12 protein-coding genes are annotated in these 16,139 nt (G+C 40.7%); all 12 read left to right on the plus strand.

The genetic code is table 11. The features are described from left to right. Positions 1-36 precede the first annotated feature (36 nt). The 12 genes from C6Y02_RS06420 (at position 37) to recA (ending at position 15,684) form a co-directional block, all read left to right on the plus strand. Positions 37-3,153: an MMPL family transporter gene (locus tag C6Y02_RS06420; RefSeq protein WP_106030897.1), complete on the plus strand. Its 3,117-nt coding sequence runs from the start codon at positions 37-39 to the stop codon at positions 3,151-3,153. A 145-nt stretch (positions 3,154-3,298) separates the two neighbouring features. Continuing rightward, a complete protein-coding gene (yfmF, locus tag C6Y02_RS06425; protein WP_066030889.1) occupies positions 3,299-4,579 on the plus strand; it encodes an EF-P 5-aminopentanol modification-associated protein YfmF in 1,281 nt (426 codons plus the stop codon). Continuing rightward, a complete protein-coding gene (yfmH, locus tag C6Y02_RS06430; protein WP_060596314.1) occupies positions 4,576-5,868 on the plus strand; it encodes an EF-P 5-aminopentanol modification-associated protein YfmH in 1,293 nt (430 codons plus the stop codon). The genes yfmF and yfmH overlap by 4 nt, the downstream gene beginning before the upstream one ends. 152 nt (positions 5,869-6,020) lie before the next feature. After that, the gene (locus tag C6Y02_RS06435) at positions 6,021-6,497 is read left to right on the plus strand and encodes a MarR family winged helix-turn-helix transcriptional regulator (protein WP_060596316.1); all 477 of its coding nucleotides are present in this window, start codon (positions 6,021-6,023) and stop codon (positions 6,495-6,497) included. After that, complete coding sequence (locus tag C6Y02_RS06440; RefSeq protein WP_106030898.1) at positions 6,475-9,594, plus strand: MMPL family transporter; 3,120 nt, start codon at positions 6,475-6,477, stop codon at positions 9,592-9,594. The genes C6Y02_RS06435 and C6Y02_RS06440 overlap by 23 nt, the downstream gene beginning before the upstream one ends. 31 nt (positions 9,595-9,625) lie before the next feature. Next, on the plus strand, positions 9,626-10,354 hold the full coding sequence (ymfI, locus tag C6Y02_RS06445) for an elongation factor P 5-aminopentanone reductase (RefSeq protein ID WP_106030899.1): 729 nt from the start codon (positions 9,626-9,628) through the stop codon (positions 10,352-10,354). Positions 10,355-10,427: 73 nt separating this feature from the next. Further along, complete coding sequence (locus C6Y02_RS06450; protein ID WP_106030900.1) at positions 10,428-10,685, plus strand: DUF3243 domain-containing protein; 258 nt, start codon at positions 10,428-10,430, stop codon at positions 10,683-10,685. Between the two features lie 131 nt (positions 10,686-10,816). Further along, positions 10,817-11,608 carry a DUF3388 domain-containing protein gene (locus tag C6Y02_RS06455; RefSeq protein ID WP_003211480.1) on the plus strand — a complete coding sequence of 264 codons (792 nt, stop codon included), beginning with the start codon at positions 10,817-10,819 and terminating at the stop codon, positions 11,606-11,608. 23 nt (positions 11,609-11,631) lie between these two features. Then, a complete protein-coding gene (locus C6Y02_RS06460) occupies positions 11,632-12,543 on the plus strand; it encodes a helix-turn-helix domain-containing protein (RefSeq protein WP_106030901.1) in 912 nt (303 codons plus the stop codon). A 75-nt stretch (positions 12,544-12,618) separates the two neighbouring features. After that, positions 12,619-13,200, plus strand: coding sequence for a CDP-diacylglycerol--glycerol-3-phosphate 3-phosphatidyltransferase (gene pgsA, locus C6Y02_RS06465; RefSeq protein WP_106030902.1), 582 nt, complete (start codon positions 12,619-12,621; stop codon positions 13,198-13,200). Positions 13,201-13,216: 16 nt separating this feature from the next. Beyond that, a complete protein-coding gene (locus C6Y02_RS06470; protein WP_060596326.1) occupies positions 13,217-14,467 on the plus strand; it encodes a competence/damage-inducible protein A in 1,251 nt (416 codons plus the stop codon). A gap of 176 nt (positions 14,468-14,643) precedes the next feature. Next, positions 14,644-15,684 (plus strand): recombinase RecA, encoded by a 1,041-nt coding sequence (gene recA, locus C6Y02_RS06475; RefSeq protein ID WP_034662211.1) that lies wholly within the window; start codon positions 14,644-14,646, stop codon positions 15,682-15,684. Positions 15,685-16,139: the final 455 nt, after the last annotated feature.

The following is a 16,139-nucleotide window of genomic DNA, read 5'->3' on the forward strand; positions in this document are numbered from 1 at the left end:
AATTGATTGATGAACTAGAAGGAGCTTGAAGCAGCTATGTTGCAAATAATTAAAGCAAGATGGATTGTATTAGTGGTGTGGATGATAACAGCTGTGATTCTGTTTATTACTGCGCCTAATTTAGAGGAATTAACAAGAGAAAAAGGGCAATTAAAGGTTCCGGAGGGGACACCAACAGCTGAGGCACTTCACTTATTGGATAAGCTATCAGATCATAACGGGAAAAAAGATACGGGTGTCATTGTATTCTCCGAACAACATCTGTTCCCTGAGAAAGAGCAGGAATTAAAAAAGGCTTTATCTGCACTCATGACTCATGCCCCAGACCTCCACATTGACGGAATTACTTCGTATTTTCATGTAGATCCGGACATTCAAAAACAACTTTTATCAAAGGATAAAAGTACACTTCTTGTTCCATTCAAATTCGACCACTACGAAACAAAAGCTGTGAAGATTAAAGAACAAATTGAGGAAGTTTTAAAGCCCTATCATGTCTCATATGAAATGACGGGTCAAAAATTTGTGGATTCAGATGTCATTAAAAGCTCTCAACAAGGTCTGAAGAAAACTGAACTTATTACGATGATTTTTATTTTCTTTATTTTAATCATTGTTTTCAGATCGATTTTGGCACCTGTTGTTCCGCTCATTACGATCGGCATTTCTTATGCCGTCAGCCGGTGTATTGTGGCTTTTCTAGTAGAATATATGCAATTTCCTCTATCTAATTTTACTCAGATTTTTATGGTAGCTATTATGTTCGGTATAGGAACAGATTATTGTATTTTGCTGTTAAGCCGTTTTAAAGAAGAGATCGGTCAAGGTCGTGATGTCAAAGAGTCGATTATCATCACATATAAATGTGCAGGGAAAACGGTCTTTTTCAGTGGCTTAGCCGTGTTAGTCGGCTTCTCAAGCATTGGGTTTGCCAAATTTCAATTGTATCAATCAGCTGTTAGTGTTGCTGTTGGAGTTGGCATACTGCTGATTGCCCTAGTCACCATCGTTCCCTTTTTTATGTCTGTTTTCGGACAATCCCTTTTTTGGCCATCTAAAAGAGAAAACATTCGCCACCCGCAAAGTAAAATGTGGGAATGGGCTGGGCGTTTTTCATTTAAAAGGCCGCTGATCAGTTTAGGTTTAGTTGCACTAATTACTGTGCCTCCTATTTTGATGTACGACGGAACTCTTTCTTATAACAGCTTAAATGAGATTGGGACAAAGTATGAATCAGTGTCTGCATTTAATACGATATCAGAGCAATTTGGCTTTGGGGAAGCGCTGCCCCTGAATGTACTTGTTGAAAGTGACAATAAGTTAGATAACCAAGAAAAGATTGTCATGATTGAAAAACTGACCCGTAAATTAAATGACATTGACGAAGTAAAAACAGTCCGCAGTGTCACTAGGCCTGTTGGAGACGGGCTAAGTCAGCTTTACGTCACCTCTCAAGCAAAAGAGCTGGGAGGAGAACTTGGCAAAGGCCACGAAGGAATCGGGAAAATTTCAGATGGCCTGACCGAAACAAATCTTGCCCTCCTCAAACAAAAACCAAAAATTCAAGAATCCGCTAAAGGCATTGACCAGCTGATTGATGGAACAAAAGCGATCAAAAGCGGAATTGGAGAAGTAAGGGAGTCCTTGATCTCTTTAGAAGATGGGGTAAGGCGCAGTAAAGATGGCGTCGGGACCATCCGAAGTAAAATCAAAGAAGCGAAAAAGGAATTAGAGCAAGAATATCGCAGCAGTGAAGCGATGATTCAAGAGCTTAAGCGAATGGTGAGTACGCTAGAACGTCATGCGAAATCCAATCAGCAGCTGATGACCACCATTAAAAAAGTAAAAAATTCCTATGAAAATGTATCGTTTGAAGCACTTGAAAAACGGCTTCCAGAAGTAAAAGATATGGATGAATATAAAGAAATCAAGAAAGTATTCAAAGACACAAAAGAAATGCTTGATCAAGCTGGGGACCAAATGAGTGTGTATGAAGAGGAAGCCTCTCACTTTAAACAAAAGATCAAAAAAGCAGATCAAGTAATTCAAACCTTATCAAGCAAGCAAAAAGACGTAAAACGCCAAGTGCAAGCACTCATGGACGGGCTCGATCAAATTTATGACGGTCTTGAACAAACAAATGAAGGACAAAAACAATTGATTAAAGAAATGCCTAAAATTGAAGATGGCGCAGATCAACTGACAGGCGGACAAAAAGCCATCAAAAAAGGATTTAATCAGCTCTCATCAAAACTTACATTATTAACAGATGGATTAGGTGAAAGTATTGAAGGGCTCGAGCAGGTCAAAAGCGGCTTCACCGAGGCGGACGGCTATTTAAAGCAGCTTCAGCAAGCGCCAGATGAAGAAATAACGGGCTGGTTTATTCCAGAAGAAGTGCTGAAACGCCATGAATTTAAGCAAATCTTTAAAACGTATATGTCTCCAGATCGTAAATTAACAACCTTAGAAGTTATTTTAAATGTGAATCCATACAGCAATGAAGCGATGAAAGGCGTTGCCAAAATTGAGGACACCCTTGATCAATATTTACCTGTCAGCGGGTTAAAGAATGCAAATTACGGTGTGTCTGGTATCTCAAGTTTAAATGTAGATTTAAAAGAAACATCTGACGGTGACTTTATTCGAACGGTCATTTTCATGTTAGTTGGCATCTTTATCATTTTAATTATATTATTACGGTCAATCGTCATGCCGATATACTTAACACTTTCACTCATTTTAACGTATTTTACTTCCGTCGGATTAACAGAATGGATCTTCAAAACATTTTTTGGCTACGACGGTCTTAGCTGGGCTGTCCCATTTTTCAGCTTTGTCATTCTTGTCACCCTTGGCATTGATTATTCGATCTTCCTAATGGATCGCTTTAATGAATGGAAGGGAGAGCATGTGCAAGCATCAATGATATCAGCGATGAGAAATATGGGTTCTGTCATTATTTCAGCAGTCGCGATATTAGCGGGGACCTTCGCCGCCATGCTGCCGTCTGGTGTATTATCACTTGTTGAAATTGCAACGGTCATACTCATTGGACTTTTATTATATGCGTTTGTTGTATTACCTCTCTTTATTCCGGTCATGGTTCGTATTTTCGGAAAATGGAATTGGTGGCCTTTTAGAATGAAATAACGACCGGCGCCTCTGCTCATAGCAGAGGCGTTTTTATTTCCTATCCTTTCCTCTGATTGATATAATGTCTATTAAATGGCTGTTTCACGTATATATCAGCTATGTTCTAATACATAATAAATAGGATGAACAAAGGAGGTTTCTCATGACGTACTTACAAGAGAAGACACTAGACACACCTGGTCTTCATACTCATATTGTCAAAACAGAAAAATTTAAAACGGTCACAATCCTTTTTAAAATGCTTGCGCCTCTATCGAAAGATGACGTCACCATGCGTTCACTTTTCCCGCATGTGCTGTTAAGAGGAACAGAAAAAATGCCGAAAACAGGAGAATTGCGTGCTTATTTTGATGAGCTTTATGGTGCTACTGTTTCAGCAGACATGGCGAAAAAAGGGGAGAATCACATCATTACCTTCCGCCTGGAAATGGCGAATGAAAAATATTTAAAGGATCAAACACCTTTACTAGAAAAAGGAATTGCTTTACTATCTGATCTACTATTCCATCCGTATGTTGAAGATGGAGCGTTTAGTCAATTATATGTAGATCAAGAAAAACGTACTTTAAAACAGCGAATTCAAGCAGTGTATGATGATAAAATGCGTTACTCGAACTTAAGGCTTGTGCAGGAAATGTGCAAAGGTGAACCATATGCACTGCACGTCAATGGAGAAATGGAAGATATCGAAACGATCACAGCTCACTCGCTTTTTGAAGCTTATGAGCATGCGCTTCAATCGAATCAGCTTGATCTTTATGTTGTGGGAGATGTTGACGAACAAGACATCAGCCGAATGGTCTCTCAATACTTCAAAACAAGTGATAGAGAACCGGTCAAACAACACGCTGACTCAACAAGAACGCAAAAAGAAGCAAAAGAAGTCATTGATGAAGAGGACGTGAAGCAAGGCAAGCTGAATATCGGCTTTCGCACGCATACGACGATTGCAGATGAAGATTATCCGGCGCTGCATTTGTTTAATGGCATATTTGGCGGCTTCTCGCATTCGAAGCTATTCATCAATGTTCGGGAAAAAGCAAGTCTTGCGTACTACGCTGTGTCTAGACTTGAGAGCTTTAAAGGCTTGATGATGGTCATGTCAGGAATTGAAGTCGGCAACTACCAGCAGGCAGTAGACATCATTAAAGAACAATTTGAAGCGATGCAAAAGGGTGATTTTTCAGATGAAGCGATTGACCAAACAAAGGCTGTTGTCAAAAATCAGCTACTTGAAACGATCGATACATCTTATGGGACAGCAGAATACCTGTATCAGCATGCCGTTGTGCCAACAGGAGAAACGCTTGATTCCTTTTTACAAGCACTTGACCGAGTGACAAAAGAGGACATCATCAAAGTGGGTCAGAAAATCGAATGGGATACGACCTATTTTCTTAAAGGAACGGAGGGTGCTTCATGACAGTGAAAACAATTCAATTCGACCAGCTGCAAGAAACGGTCTATCACGAAAAAATGGAGAGCGGACTTGACGTTTATGTGCTCCCAAAGCAAGGGTTTAACAAAACCTATGCGACTTTTACAACCAAATATGGCTCTGTCGATAACGAATTTGTGCCGCTTGGCAAAGAAGACATGATTCGAGTGCCTGACGGAATTGCCCATTTCTTAGAGCATAAACTGTTTGAAAAAGAAGATGGAGACGTATTTCATACATTTAGCAAACAAGGAGCATCCGCAAACGCTTTTACAACGTTTACGAGAACAGCTTACTTATTCTCAAGCACCTCAAATGTCGAACAAAACCTTGAGACACTCATTGATTTTGTTCAAGAGCCTTATTTTACTGAAAAAACGGTCGAAAAAGAAAAAGGCATCATTGGTCAAGAGATTAACATGTATGATGACAATCCGGACTGGCGTTTATTCTTCGGTCTGATTGAAAATCTATATCAAGAGCATCCCGTGAGAATTGATATTGCTGGAACAGTAGAAAGTATTGCGCCGATTACAAAAGATCATTTGTATGAATGCTATGAAACGTTCTATCACCCGAGCAATATGCTTCTATTTGTTGTCGGTCCCGTTGATCCGAAGCAAATATTAGATCAAGTCAGAGCGAATCAGGCGAAAAAGCCATTTACAGACCAGCCAGAGATCAAACGAAAAGACATCAATGAGCCTGAAGGTGTGTACCGAAAAGAATACGAACTTCCTATGAACGTACAAGGCTCGAAATGTATGTTCGGGTTGAAAACAAAGAATCCTCATAAAAAAGGAAATCAGCTGCTAAAACATGAGCTCGGGATGAATCTCATTTTAGAGACGCTGTTTGGTAAAAGTTCCTTACAATATGAACAAATGTATGAAAAAGGCTTAATCGATGAAACCTTCAGCTACGATTATACGGAAGAAGGCGGCTTTGGTTTCACGTCAGTTGGCGGAGATACAAATGATCCTGATCAACTGGCAAAAGTATTAAAAGAAACCCTTCTTCAAGCAAAGAACTTGATGTCAGAAGAGAAAATTGAGCTCGCGCGCAAGAAGAAAATCGGCAGCTTTTTAAAAGCCATGAACTCTCCAGAATACATTGCGAACCAATTCACTCGATATGCATTTTTAGACATGAGCTTATTTGATGTCGTGACCATGCTGGAACAAATCCAATTAGCCGACATTCAGCAAATTTTAGAGGAAGAAATTGATGAAGAACGGATGTCCGTTTTCAAAGTCGTCCCGAAAACAAAATAAATAAAAAAAGACAAACTCAGATCAAATGAGTTTGTCTTTTTTATGTCTAATTGATAAAAGCATGTTAATTGTGTGAATTTTCATTGACAATCAATTTGTTCGTTAGTTAAACTCTTTAATAGTTAAACACTTAAACTAAAAAGGAGCAGCGTATGGAACAAAATAAAATTGCACAGCTCATTCAGAGATATGCAGACGTCTATCTCATGATGGAAAAAAAGGTATCGGGTATGATCACGGAAAAGCTTGATAAAGAGCTGACGCTTGATCAGTATTACTCGCTTCGATACATCAATTTACATCCTGGATGTACATCAACTGACCTTGCAAATGTATGTAATGTGAACAAAAGTGCTGTAACCTCCATGACAAATCGTCTTTTTACGAAAAACTATATTGTCCGTGAGCACGATCAAGCCGATCGAAGAAATGTTCACCTATACGTCACGCCAGAGGGCAAAGATGTGGTCAGCCGAATGGAAAAGCAGCTTCAGGATCTAGTTCGATCTTATTTTGAAAAGCTGGAAGAAAAGGAAATGGAATCATTTATTCAAACATATGAAAAGATCTATCAAGTGATCATCGAAGAGGAGGCACAAAGCACTAATGAGAGCAATCATAAAGGGTAGATGGCTGATCACGATTCTATGGATCGTATTAGCGGCAGTGTTACTCATCACCGCTCCTAATATGGCGCAATTAACAAAAGAAAAAGGGCAAATTTCTGTACCAGACAGCTATCCGTCCTCATATGCGAATCAGTTATTAAAGAAAATGTCTGAAAACGGTGATACAGAAAAATCAATCGTCATTGTCTTTCAAGAAAAGAACATCGTAAAAGAAAGAGAAACATCTTTAAAAAAGGCAATGGAGATTTTAGAAAAGGATCAAGATCTTCATGTAGAGGACATCACTTCTTATTTTGAAGCCAATAAAGATATCAAAAAACAAATGCTCTCTAAAGATGAAACAACGCTTCTTGTTCCAGTTACATATGACTCAAACAAAATCAAAGCTTCCGATTTTAAAGAAAAAGTCAATGAAAAGCTGAAGAGCTTAAACCTAACATTTGAAATGACCGGACAGCCGTTAATTGATGATGATGTGATCACAAGCTCGCAAGAAGGTCTGAAGAAAACAGAGTTCATTACGATTGGGTTTATTCTCATCGTCCTTGTCCTTGTCTTTAGATCAGCTGTGGCGCCTTTCGTTCCGTTAGTCGCAGTAGCTCTGTCTTACTTGGTGAGTCAATCCATCGTGGCTTATTTAGTTAAATATCTCGACTTTCCGCTCTCGACCTTTACCCAAATCTTCATGGTCGCGATCATGTTTGGAATAGGAACGGACTACTGTATTCTGCTTCTCAGCCGCTTTAAAGAAGAGATTGCACACGGTAAAGATAAAATTGAGGCGATTCTCATTACATATAAAACAGCAGGAAAGACCGTTTTATTCAGCGGAATTGCTGTGCTGATCGGTTTTACATGTATAGGCCTGGCGCAATTCCAGCTCTATAAATCAGCTGTTGCAGTAGCAGTTGGTGTCGCTGTCCTGATTGTGGCACTTCTCACGATTGTTCCGTTCTTTATGGCGGTTTTAGGAAAAGTGTTATTTTGGCCGATTAAAGGTGATATTGCTCATCCGCAGTCAAAAATGTGGGAAACAGCAGGACGCTTTTCCTTTAAGAAACCACTTTTTAGTTTATTAATCGTAGGAATCATTACGCTTCCGCCCATTCTCATGTATAAAGGAACGCTTTCGTATAACAGCTTAGATGAAATCGGTAATAAATACGAATCAGTCAATGCATTCAATACCATTTCTGACAAATTTGGGCCAGGAGAAGCACTGCCGGCAACGATTGTCGTGAAATCAGCTGATCTGTTAGACAACAATAAAGGGCTGATTGCCGTTGAAAAACTCAGCCGTGCAATTGAACAAACAGATGGTGTAAGTAAAGTGAGAAGTGCGACACGTCCTGTCGGTAAAGGGCTGAGTGATCTGTACGTGAAATCACAAGCCAAAGAGCTGAATACCGGACTTGATAAAAGCAATGAAGGCTTGAAAAAAATCCAAGATGCACTGACGACAATGAGTAAATCTATTGAAGATCAAACGCCGCAGATCAAATCATCTGGAAAAGGCATTAACCAGCTGATTTCTGGCACTGAATCAGTACAAACAGGCATTCAAAATGTCGAGAAAATGTTAAGAAAACTGCAAAGCGGAATTGATCAAAACAAAAACGGTGTAGCAGAGATTAAAGAAAAAATTAAAAGTGCGAAAAAGGAATTAACGGCTCAAGTCGCACAAGTGAATCAGCAAGTTGCGCTATATAAAAGCATTTCCAAAGAATTAAAGGCAGCATTAGCGCAGGTAGATACGTCATCCTCTGCCGCAGCGGATGTAAAAGCATTAATCACACAAGCAAATAAACAATTTAGTACACTCGAAAAACAAATCCCGCAGGTAAAAGAAAATCAATCGTATCAAGCCATCAAAGCTTCATATAATGAACTTTCTACGACGTTAAAAGAAGGGGCGAAACAGGCAGACAGCTATGCCAAACAAGCAAAAGAAGCCAAAAAACAGCTTGAAGCAGCGGATGCCTTTATCGCAAAAGCTTCAGAGCAGCAGAAAGTCTTGACGAGTCAAATCGATGAGCTCATTGCTGGCTTAGACGCAATTGAAACTGGACTTGATCAAACGTCTAAAGGTCAAGGACAGTTAGCTGATAATATGCCAAAGCTTGCAAATGGGGCTGGCAAAGTGATTGATGGTCAAAAACAAATGAAAGAAAAGATTGGCGGCTTTGGTGATGACCTGACCAAGCTGACAGATGGGCTGAACAAAAGCGCAAGTGGCCTGGAGAAAATTTCAAGCGGGTTAATGGGTGCAGGTGACTACTTAGACGAACTGAAAAATGCACCAGATCAAGACATGGCCGGCTGGTTTATCCCAAAAGACGTGCTGAAAAATAAAGCATTCAAGCAAGTATTTGATTCATACATGTCGGATGACCGCAAGATGACAAAAATTGATGTCATTTTAGAAAAAAATCCATATGGCAATGAAGCCTTGTCGACGATCAAACAAGTAGAAGCTTCTGTCGAGCGGGCACTTCCTGAAACGAACCTAAAAGATGCATCATTCGGCGTTTCAGGTGTATCAAGTATGAACGCTGATTTAAAACAGCTGTCAGACCAAGATTTCAATAAGACGGTTCTTTACATGATGATCGGTATTTTCCTCATCCTGGTGATCCTGTTCCGTTCGCTTGTTATGCCGCTGTACTTGGTAGGTTCACTTATTTTGACTTACTTTACAGCTATCGGGATGACAGAATTTATTTTCACCCATTTCTTCGGATACCCGGGCATTAACTGGGCTGTTCCATTCTTTGGATTTGTCATATTAATGGCGCTCGGAGTCGATTATTCGATTTTCTTAATGGAGCGGTTCAATGAATACAAAACAAAAGACATTCAGTTTGCTATGACCGAATCAATGAAGAATATGGGCTCTGTCATTATGTCTGCTGCTGTTATTTTGGCAGGAACCTTTGCAGCAATGCTTCCTTCAGGAGTGCTGTCTCTCCTGCAGATTGCAACACTTGTTCTAACAGGACTTTTGCTGTACGCACTCGTTGTGCTACCATTGTTTGTACCTGTGATGGTGAAATTGTTCGGATCAGCTAACTGGTTCCCATTTAAACGAAAAGAATAGATATTTCAAATAGAAAGTAGGAATCCATGTGATGAGTCGTTGGGCGCTGATAACAGGTGCCAGTGGCGGGATTGGGCAGGCTGCAGCCAAAAAGCTTGCCCATGAAGGCTGCCACGTGATGCTCCATTATCACAAAAATGAACAGTCAGCCGTGCAGCTTGCCGCTCAGCTGGAAGAAACATGTCATATTCAGACGCACGTCGTTCAAGCGGATTTAGCTAAAATGGGCGGAGCAGATGAGCTCGTCAGCCGTCTGCCTGTATCCCCAGATATTCTTGTATTAAATAGCGGTAAAAGTCATGTCGGATTAGTGACAGATACAGAAAAAGATGTATTAGCCAGTATGGTGCAGCTGCATGTCACAAGTCCATATGAGCTCACCCAACACCTATTGCCAGCCATGATTCAAAAAAAAGCAGGTCATATTGTTGTAGTAAGCTCGATATGGGGAGAAACAGGTGCATCGTGTGAAGTGCTGTACAGCATGGTGAAGGGGGCGCAAAATGCGTTTATTAAAGGTCTGGCAAAAGAGCTTGCCCCAAGTGGAATTAGAGCAAATGCTGTTTCGCCAGGTGCTGTCCATACAGACATGATGAAAAGCTTCACACAAGAAGATATTGCAATGCTTGAGGAAGAAATCCCGCTTGGCCGGCTTGCATCACCTGAGGAGATTGCAAATGTCATTTGGTTTCTCGCCTCAAAGCAGTCAAGTTATATGACAGGTCAAATTTTATCCGTTAATGGCGGCTGGTACTGTTAAAAAACGTGTATAATTCGTCTCTCCATGACAAAAGCTATGGCTGTAATTCATCTTTTCGAATGGAGGAATCGACATGTCAGTACTTGAGAACTGGGACCATTGGAAAAACTTTTTAGGTGACCGTTTAAATCATGCGCAGGATAAAGGTTTAAAAGATGATACCATCAATAACCTTGCGTATGAAATTGGCGGATATTTAGCTAACGAAGTTGAAGCAAAGAACGAGCAAGAAAGAGTACTTGCTGACCTTTGGAGCGTTGCATCAGAAGATGAGCAGCGCGCTATTGCCAATATAATGGTCAAGCTGGTTGAAAATAATAGCTCGCACTAAACAAAAAGAGGGGTCGTTTGTGCCTCTCTTTTTATTTTAACCGTTTAGCAACATTGTGCTTTCTAAAAATGTGAAAATGCTTTATGATAAAGGAAGGTAAAAATTTGCCACAATGAAGGGGGTAATATCATTTGGCAAAGCTCGAATGGTATTTTGAATATGAGATACAGGTAAACCGTCCCGGACTATTAGGAGACATTTCTTCTCTAATGGGGATGCTTTCAATTAATATTGTGACAATTAATGGTGTTGATGTATCAAGACGCGGAATGCTTTTGCGCTGTGACCACACAGATCAAATTAAGCGCCTTGAATCAATTTTAAATACAATGGAAACGATAAAAGTAACGAAATTAAGACAGCCAAAACTTCGTGACCGCTTAGCGGTTCGTCACGGCAGATATATTCAGCGTGATGCGGATGACAAAAAGACGTTCCGTTTTGAAAGGGACGAGCTTGGTCTTCTTGTTGATTTTATGGCTGAACTATTTAAAAAAGAAGGACATAAATTGATTGGGATTCGCGGGATGCCGCGTGTCGGAAAAACAGAATCAATTGTGGCTTCAAGTGTATGTGCCAGCAAGAGATGGCTTTTTGTATCGTCCACTCTTTTGAAACAGACGATCCGAAGTCAGCTGATTGCGGATGAATACAGCCCAGATAACGTCTTTATTATTGATGGGATTGTGTCGACGCGAAGAGGTTCTGAGAAGCACTTGCAGCTTTTAAGAGAAATTATGAGACTGCCGGCAACGAAGGTGGTTGAGCATCCAGACATCTTTATTCAAAATTCAGAATATACAATGGATGATTTCGACTATATCATTGAATTGCGTAATAGTGCAGATGAAGAGATTACATATGAGCACGCTGAAGAACCACAAGTGTTTGATCATTCTGGTTTTTCTGGCTTCGATTTTTAATATGGTAATGGTAGGTGTTTGTTTTGACTGAATTGGGAAAACGGCTCATTGAGGCCAGAGAGGAAAAAGGGATGTCGCTGGAGGATCTTCAGACGGTGACCAAAATCCAAAAGCGCTACTTGCTAGCAATCGAACAAGGAAACTATGATATTATTCCAGGTAAATTTTACGTCAGAGCGTTTATTAAACAATATGCCGAAGCCGTTGGACTAAATCCTGAACAATTGTTCGAAGAATTTCGTAAAGATGTACCGAGCACGTATAACGATGAAGTATCTGATAAATTATCAAATATTAAGCCGCAAAGAGAGCTGCCAAAGCCTGCCTCGAAGGTGCTTGAGCTGCTGCCGACCATCTTGATTATTGGAGGCGTCCTTGTGGTCATCGCGATCATTTATGTAATTGTGCAGGCGGTCAATCATGATAGCGGGCAGAAGAACAATCAGACGGCTCCTCAGCAGTCAGAATCTAAATATGAAGTATCTGAGGATTCATCTCTTGCAAAGGATCAAAAGAAAAAAGAAAAAGCTTCGTCAGATGATCAAGAAAAATCATCTAAAAAAGATGACTCATCAAAGGATTCATCCAAAGACGATGAAACGGTCTCTTTGAAGGCAACGAATACGGAAGGCTCAACGACAACGTATGAAGTGTCAGGTGCAGATGAGATGGAGTTAACCATTTCTGCAACAAAAGCTTCATGGCTGCGCGTCAGAGACGAATCTGGAAAAGTGCTGAAGATGGGTGAACTAAAAGATGGCGAATCGTTTAAAACAGACTTGTCTGAGCTCTCTCAGGTCGATATCCGTCTAGGCAATGCGACTGGAATTGATATCAAGGTGAATGACGAAACGCTTAAGTACGAATTAGACCCTAAAAACACCATGACACAAAACATTGTGATTGTGAATAAAGGAAAGGAAAAGTCATCTTAAGCAAGTAGATGACTTTTCTTTTGTTCCTACTATTATATATACATAAAAAAATGGCTTATTGGAGGATTGAATTTCATGTTTAACTTACCGAATAAAATAACTCTTTCTAGGATCGCCTTGATCCCTGTTTTTATGATCATTATGCTTGCACCTTTAGATTGGGGTGTTGCGCGTTTTGGTAACGTCAGCATCGAAGTGACGCATCTTGTTGGAGCAATCCTGTTTATTGTCGCTTCGACAACTGACTGGATTGATGGGTACTATGCGCGTAAACTGAACTTAGTGACAAACTTTGGTAAATTTTTAGATCCGCTTGCAGATAAATTGCTTGTTTCAGCTGCTTTAATTATACTTGTTCAATACAACCTCGCACCGGCATGGATGGCGATTGTGATCATTAGCCGTGAATTTGCTGTAACCGGTCTAAGGCTTGTATTAGCCGGAGGCGGTGAAGTGGTAGCAGCTAATATGCTTGGAAAAGTGAAAACATGGGCGCAAATCATTGCGATTTCAGCACTTCTATTGCATAACCTGCCATTTGAACTTGTATCATTCCCGTTTGGTGACCTTGCGATGTGGGTAGCAGTGTTCTTCACTGTTGTCTCAGGCTGGGATTACTTTGCAAAAAACTGGGAAGCTTTAAAGAATTCTAACTAAAAAGGACGTGTACGCTTTGAAGTCAGAGAGAAAAGCAGAAATTATTGCAGTCGGGTCCGAACTTTTGCTAGGGCAAATTACGAATACGAATGCACAATTTATCAGCAAACAGCTAGCTGAAATTGGTGTGAATGTTTATTACCACACAGCAGTTGGTGACAATCCAGAGCGTTTAAAAAGGGCCATTCAAGTGGCGCAGGAAAGATCGAATTTTATTATCTTCTCAGGTGGTCTTGGACCAACCAAAGATGATTTAACAAAAGAAACCATTGCGAGTACGCTCGGAAAAGAGCTCGTGCTAAATGAAGAAGCATTTGAATCCATTCAAGACTACTTTCGAAAGACTGGACGAGACATGTCGCCGAATAACCGTAAGCAGGCACTCGTTCTAGAAGGATCTGATGTGCTCGTAAACCGGTTTGGGATGGCCCCAGGTATGTTTATTCAAGAAGACGATACATTTTATATGTTGCTTCCTGGACCGCCAAGTGAACTGCATCCGATGTTTGAGAACGAGGCGAAGCCGCTGATTTCTGAGAAACTGGGTTTAAAGGAAAAAATCGTGTCTGTTGTTCTCCGCTTCTTCGGAATCGGTGAATCACAGCTTGAAACAGACCTAGAAGATTTAATTGATGCTCAAACCAACCCGACGATTGCACCTCTCGCATCTGACGGTGAAGTGACACTTAGGCTCACGGCTAAGCATGAGGATGAAAAAGAAACGGAGCGTCTGTTAAAAGAAACAGAAGCGAAAATTTTAGCGCGGGTAGGTGAGTACTTCTACGGGTATGGTGATACATCACTTGTCCGTGAAGCTTCCAAGGCCTTGCACGAACACGGGAAAACAGTGGCAGCGGCTGAGAGCCTGACTGGCGGAATGTTTTCTGAATGGCTGACAGATCTTGAAGGTGCATCGTCGATTTTAAGCGGCAGTGTCGTTTGTTATACAAATCAAGTCAAACAGCAGGTGCTTGGCTGCCGGGAGGAAACGTTGTCTTCTCATGGTGCTGTCAGCAAAGAGTGTGCTCTAGAGCTTGCTGAAGGTGCTAGAAAGCTCGCGGGAAGTGATATTGGCATTAGTTTTACGGGTGTAGCAGGCCCTGATACCCACGAGGGACAGCCTGTCGGAAAAGTGTTCATTGGGCTATCTACGAAAGACCATACAGACGTGTTTGAATGGATGTTTACAGGAAGCCGGTCGGGCATTCGAAAGCGCGCTGTGAAATACGGTCTGCATCACTTGCTCAATTTATTAAAAGAGAGTTAATTTTGTTTTTTGTTAGGTTTACTCCTTTATAAAAGAGTGTTTTTTCTAATAGAAATCACTCTTTTCTTAAAAATCTGCCAAGAAAAAATCGAATATGTGTTCGTTTTTTTCTTGGCAAATGACGTAAAACAAGGTATAGTATAGATAGTGGAATTGATAAAGGAGGAAACAATAGAATGAGTGATCGTCAAGCAGCCTTAGATATGGCTCTTAAACAAATAGAAAAACAGTTTGGTAAAGGCTCTATTATGAAACTAGGAGAGCAAACAGATACACGCATTTCAACAGTACCGAGTGGTTCGTTAGCACTTGATACTGCACTTGGAATAGGTGGATATCCTCGCGGCCGTATTATTGAAGTATATGGTCCAGAGAGTTCTGGTAAAACGACAGTAGCACTTCATGCCATTGCTGAGGTTCAGCAGCAGGGAGGACAAGCTGCATTTATCGATGCAGAGCATGCGCTCGATCCAGTTTACGCTCAAAAACTAGGTGTCAATATTGATGAGCTGTTACTTTCTCAGCCTGATACAGGAGAACAAGCACTTGAAATTGCAGAAGCTCTTGTCCGTAGTGGTGCAGTTGATATTGTTGTCATTGACTCAGTAGCTGCTCTTGTACCAAAAGCAGAGATTGAAGGGGACATGGGTGATTCACATGTTGGTTTACAAGCACGTTTGATGTCCCAAGCACTTCGTAAACTATCAGGTGCCATTAATAAATCGAAAACCATTGCCATCTTTATTAACCAAATTCGTGAAAAAGTTGGGGTCATGTTCGGTAACCCTGAAACAACGCCAGGTGGACGTGCGCTTAAGTTCTATTCGTCTGTTCGTTTAGAAGTGCGCCGTGCTGAACAGCTGAAGCAGGGCAATGACATTATGGGGAATAAAACGAGAATTAAAGTGGTGAAAAACAAAGTAGCACCGCCATTCCGTATTGCAGAAGTAGACATTATGTACGGTGAAGGAATCTCAAAAGAGGGAGAAATCATCGACCTTGGAAGCGAACTAGATATCGTACAAAAGAGCGGTGCTTGGTATTCTTATCAAGAGGAACGTCTTGGGCAAGGCCGCGAAAATGCGAAACAGTTCCTTAAAGAAAACAAAGATATTCTTCTCATGATTCAAGAACAAATTAGAGAGCACTACGGTTTGGACACAAACGGAGTGAAAGCAGCTGAAGAAGAAGAAGGACAAGAGGAATTGGAAATTTAAAGACTAAAAGACGCTGAAAAGCGTCTTAGATGGTTGACAAAGGGCTAAAATGATCTTTATTTTAGCCCTTTGTCTTCTTTTCAGCGTGATAGAAAACCTTTGAAGTCTAGGAAGGACGAGTACCGGAGCGCAGACCTGACACCGAATGCGAGGGTTTGTCTACACGCTAAAGACGCTGAAAAGCGTCTTTTTTTTACATTTACATGACAGCTAGCAGGTCAAAAGTTCTGTCTTTGCTTGAAATAACGACTTACGCCTCAGTCTGACTAGCTTGACAAGTATTTCCGACACAATTACAATGGGAATGTATCACTTGTTTTTCTTAACATGATTGATAACTAATTTAAACTTGACAAGGGCAGTGAGGATCTCATTCCCTGTGAAGGCCCTGTATGTTGAGACACAAAACAATGTACATGCCGACACTTTATTTGTAAAACCAAGTTCATAGCAAG

The organism is Bacillus sp. NMCC4 (assembly GCF_002998555.1).
In the GTDB taxonomy this organism is placed as follows: domain Bacteria; phylum Bacillota; class Bacilli; order Bacillales; family Bacillaceae; genus Bacillus.

Excerpts from the sequence above, each read along its gene's own strand:
- recA (WP_034662211.1), top strand. The coding sequence starts at position 14,644 with ATGAGTGATCGTCAAGCAGCCTTAGATATGGCTCTTAAACAAATAGAA.
- C6Y02_RS06420 (WP_106030897.1), top strand. The coding sequence starts at position 37 with ATGTTGCAAATAATTAAAGCAAGATGGATTGTATTAGTGGTGTGGATG.
- yfmH (WP_060596314.1), top strand. The coding sequence starts at position 4,576 with ATGACAGTGAAAACAATTCAATTCGACCAGCTGCAAGAAACGGTCTAT.
- C6Y02_RS06440 (WP_106030898.1), top strand. The coding sequence starts at position 6,475 with ATGAGAGCAATCATAAAGGGTAGATGGCTGATCACGATTCTATGGATC.
- yfmF (WP_066030889.1), top strand. The coding sequence starts at position 3,299 with ATGACGTACTTACAAGAGAAGACACTAGACACACCTGGTCTTCATACT.
- C6Y02_RS06450 (WP_106030900.1), top strand. The coding sequence starts at position 10,428 with ATGTCAGTACTTGAGAACTGGGACCATTGGAAAAACTTTTTAGGTGAC.
- C6Y02_RS06435 (WP_060596316.1), top strand. The coding sequence starts at position 6,021 with ATGGAACAAAATAAAATTGCACAGCTCATTCAGAGATATGCAGACGTC.
- pgsA (WP_106030902.1), top strand. The coding sequence starts at position 12,619 with ATGTTTAACTTACCGAATAAAATAACTCTTTCTAGGATCGCCTTGATC.
- ymfI (WP_106030899.1), top strand. The coding sequence starts at position 9,626 with ATGAGTCGTTGGGCGCTGATAACAGGTGCCAGTGGCGGGATTGGGCAG.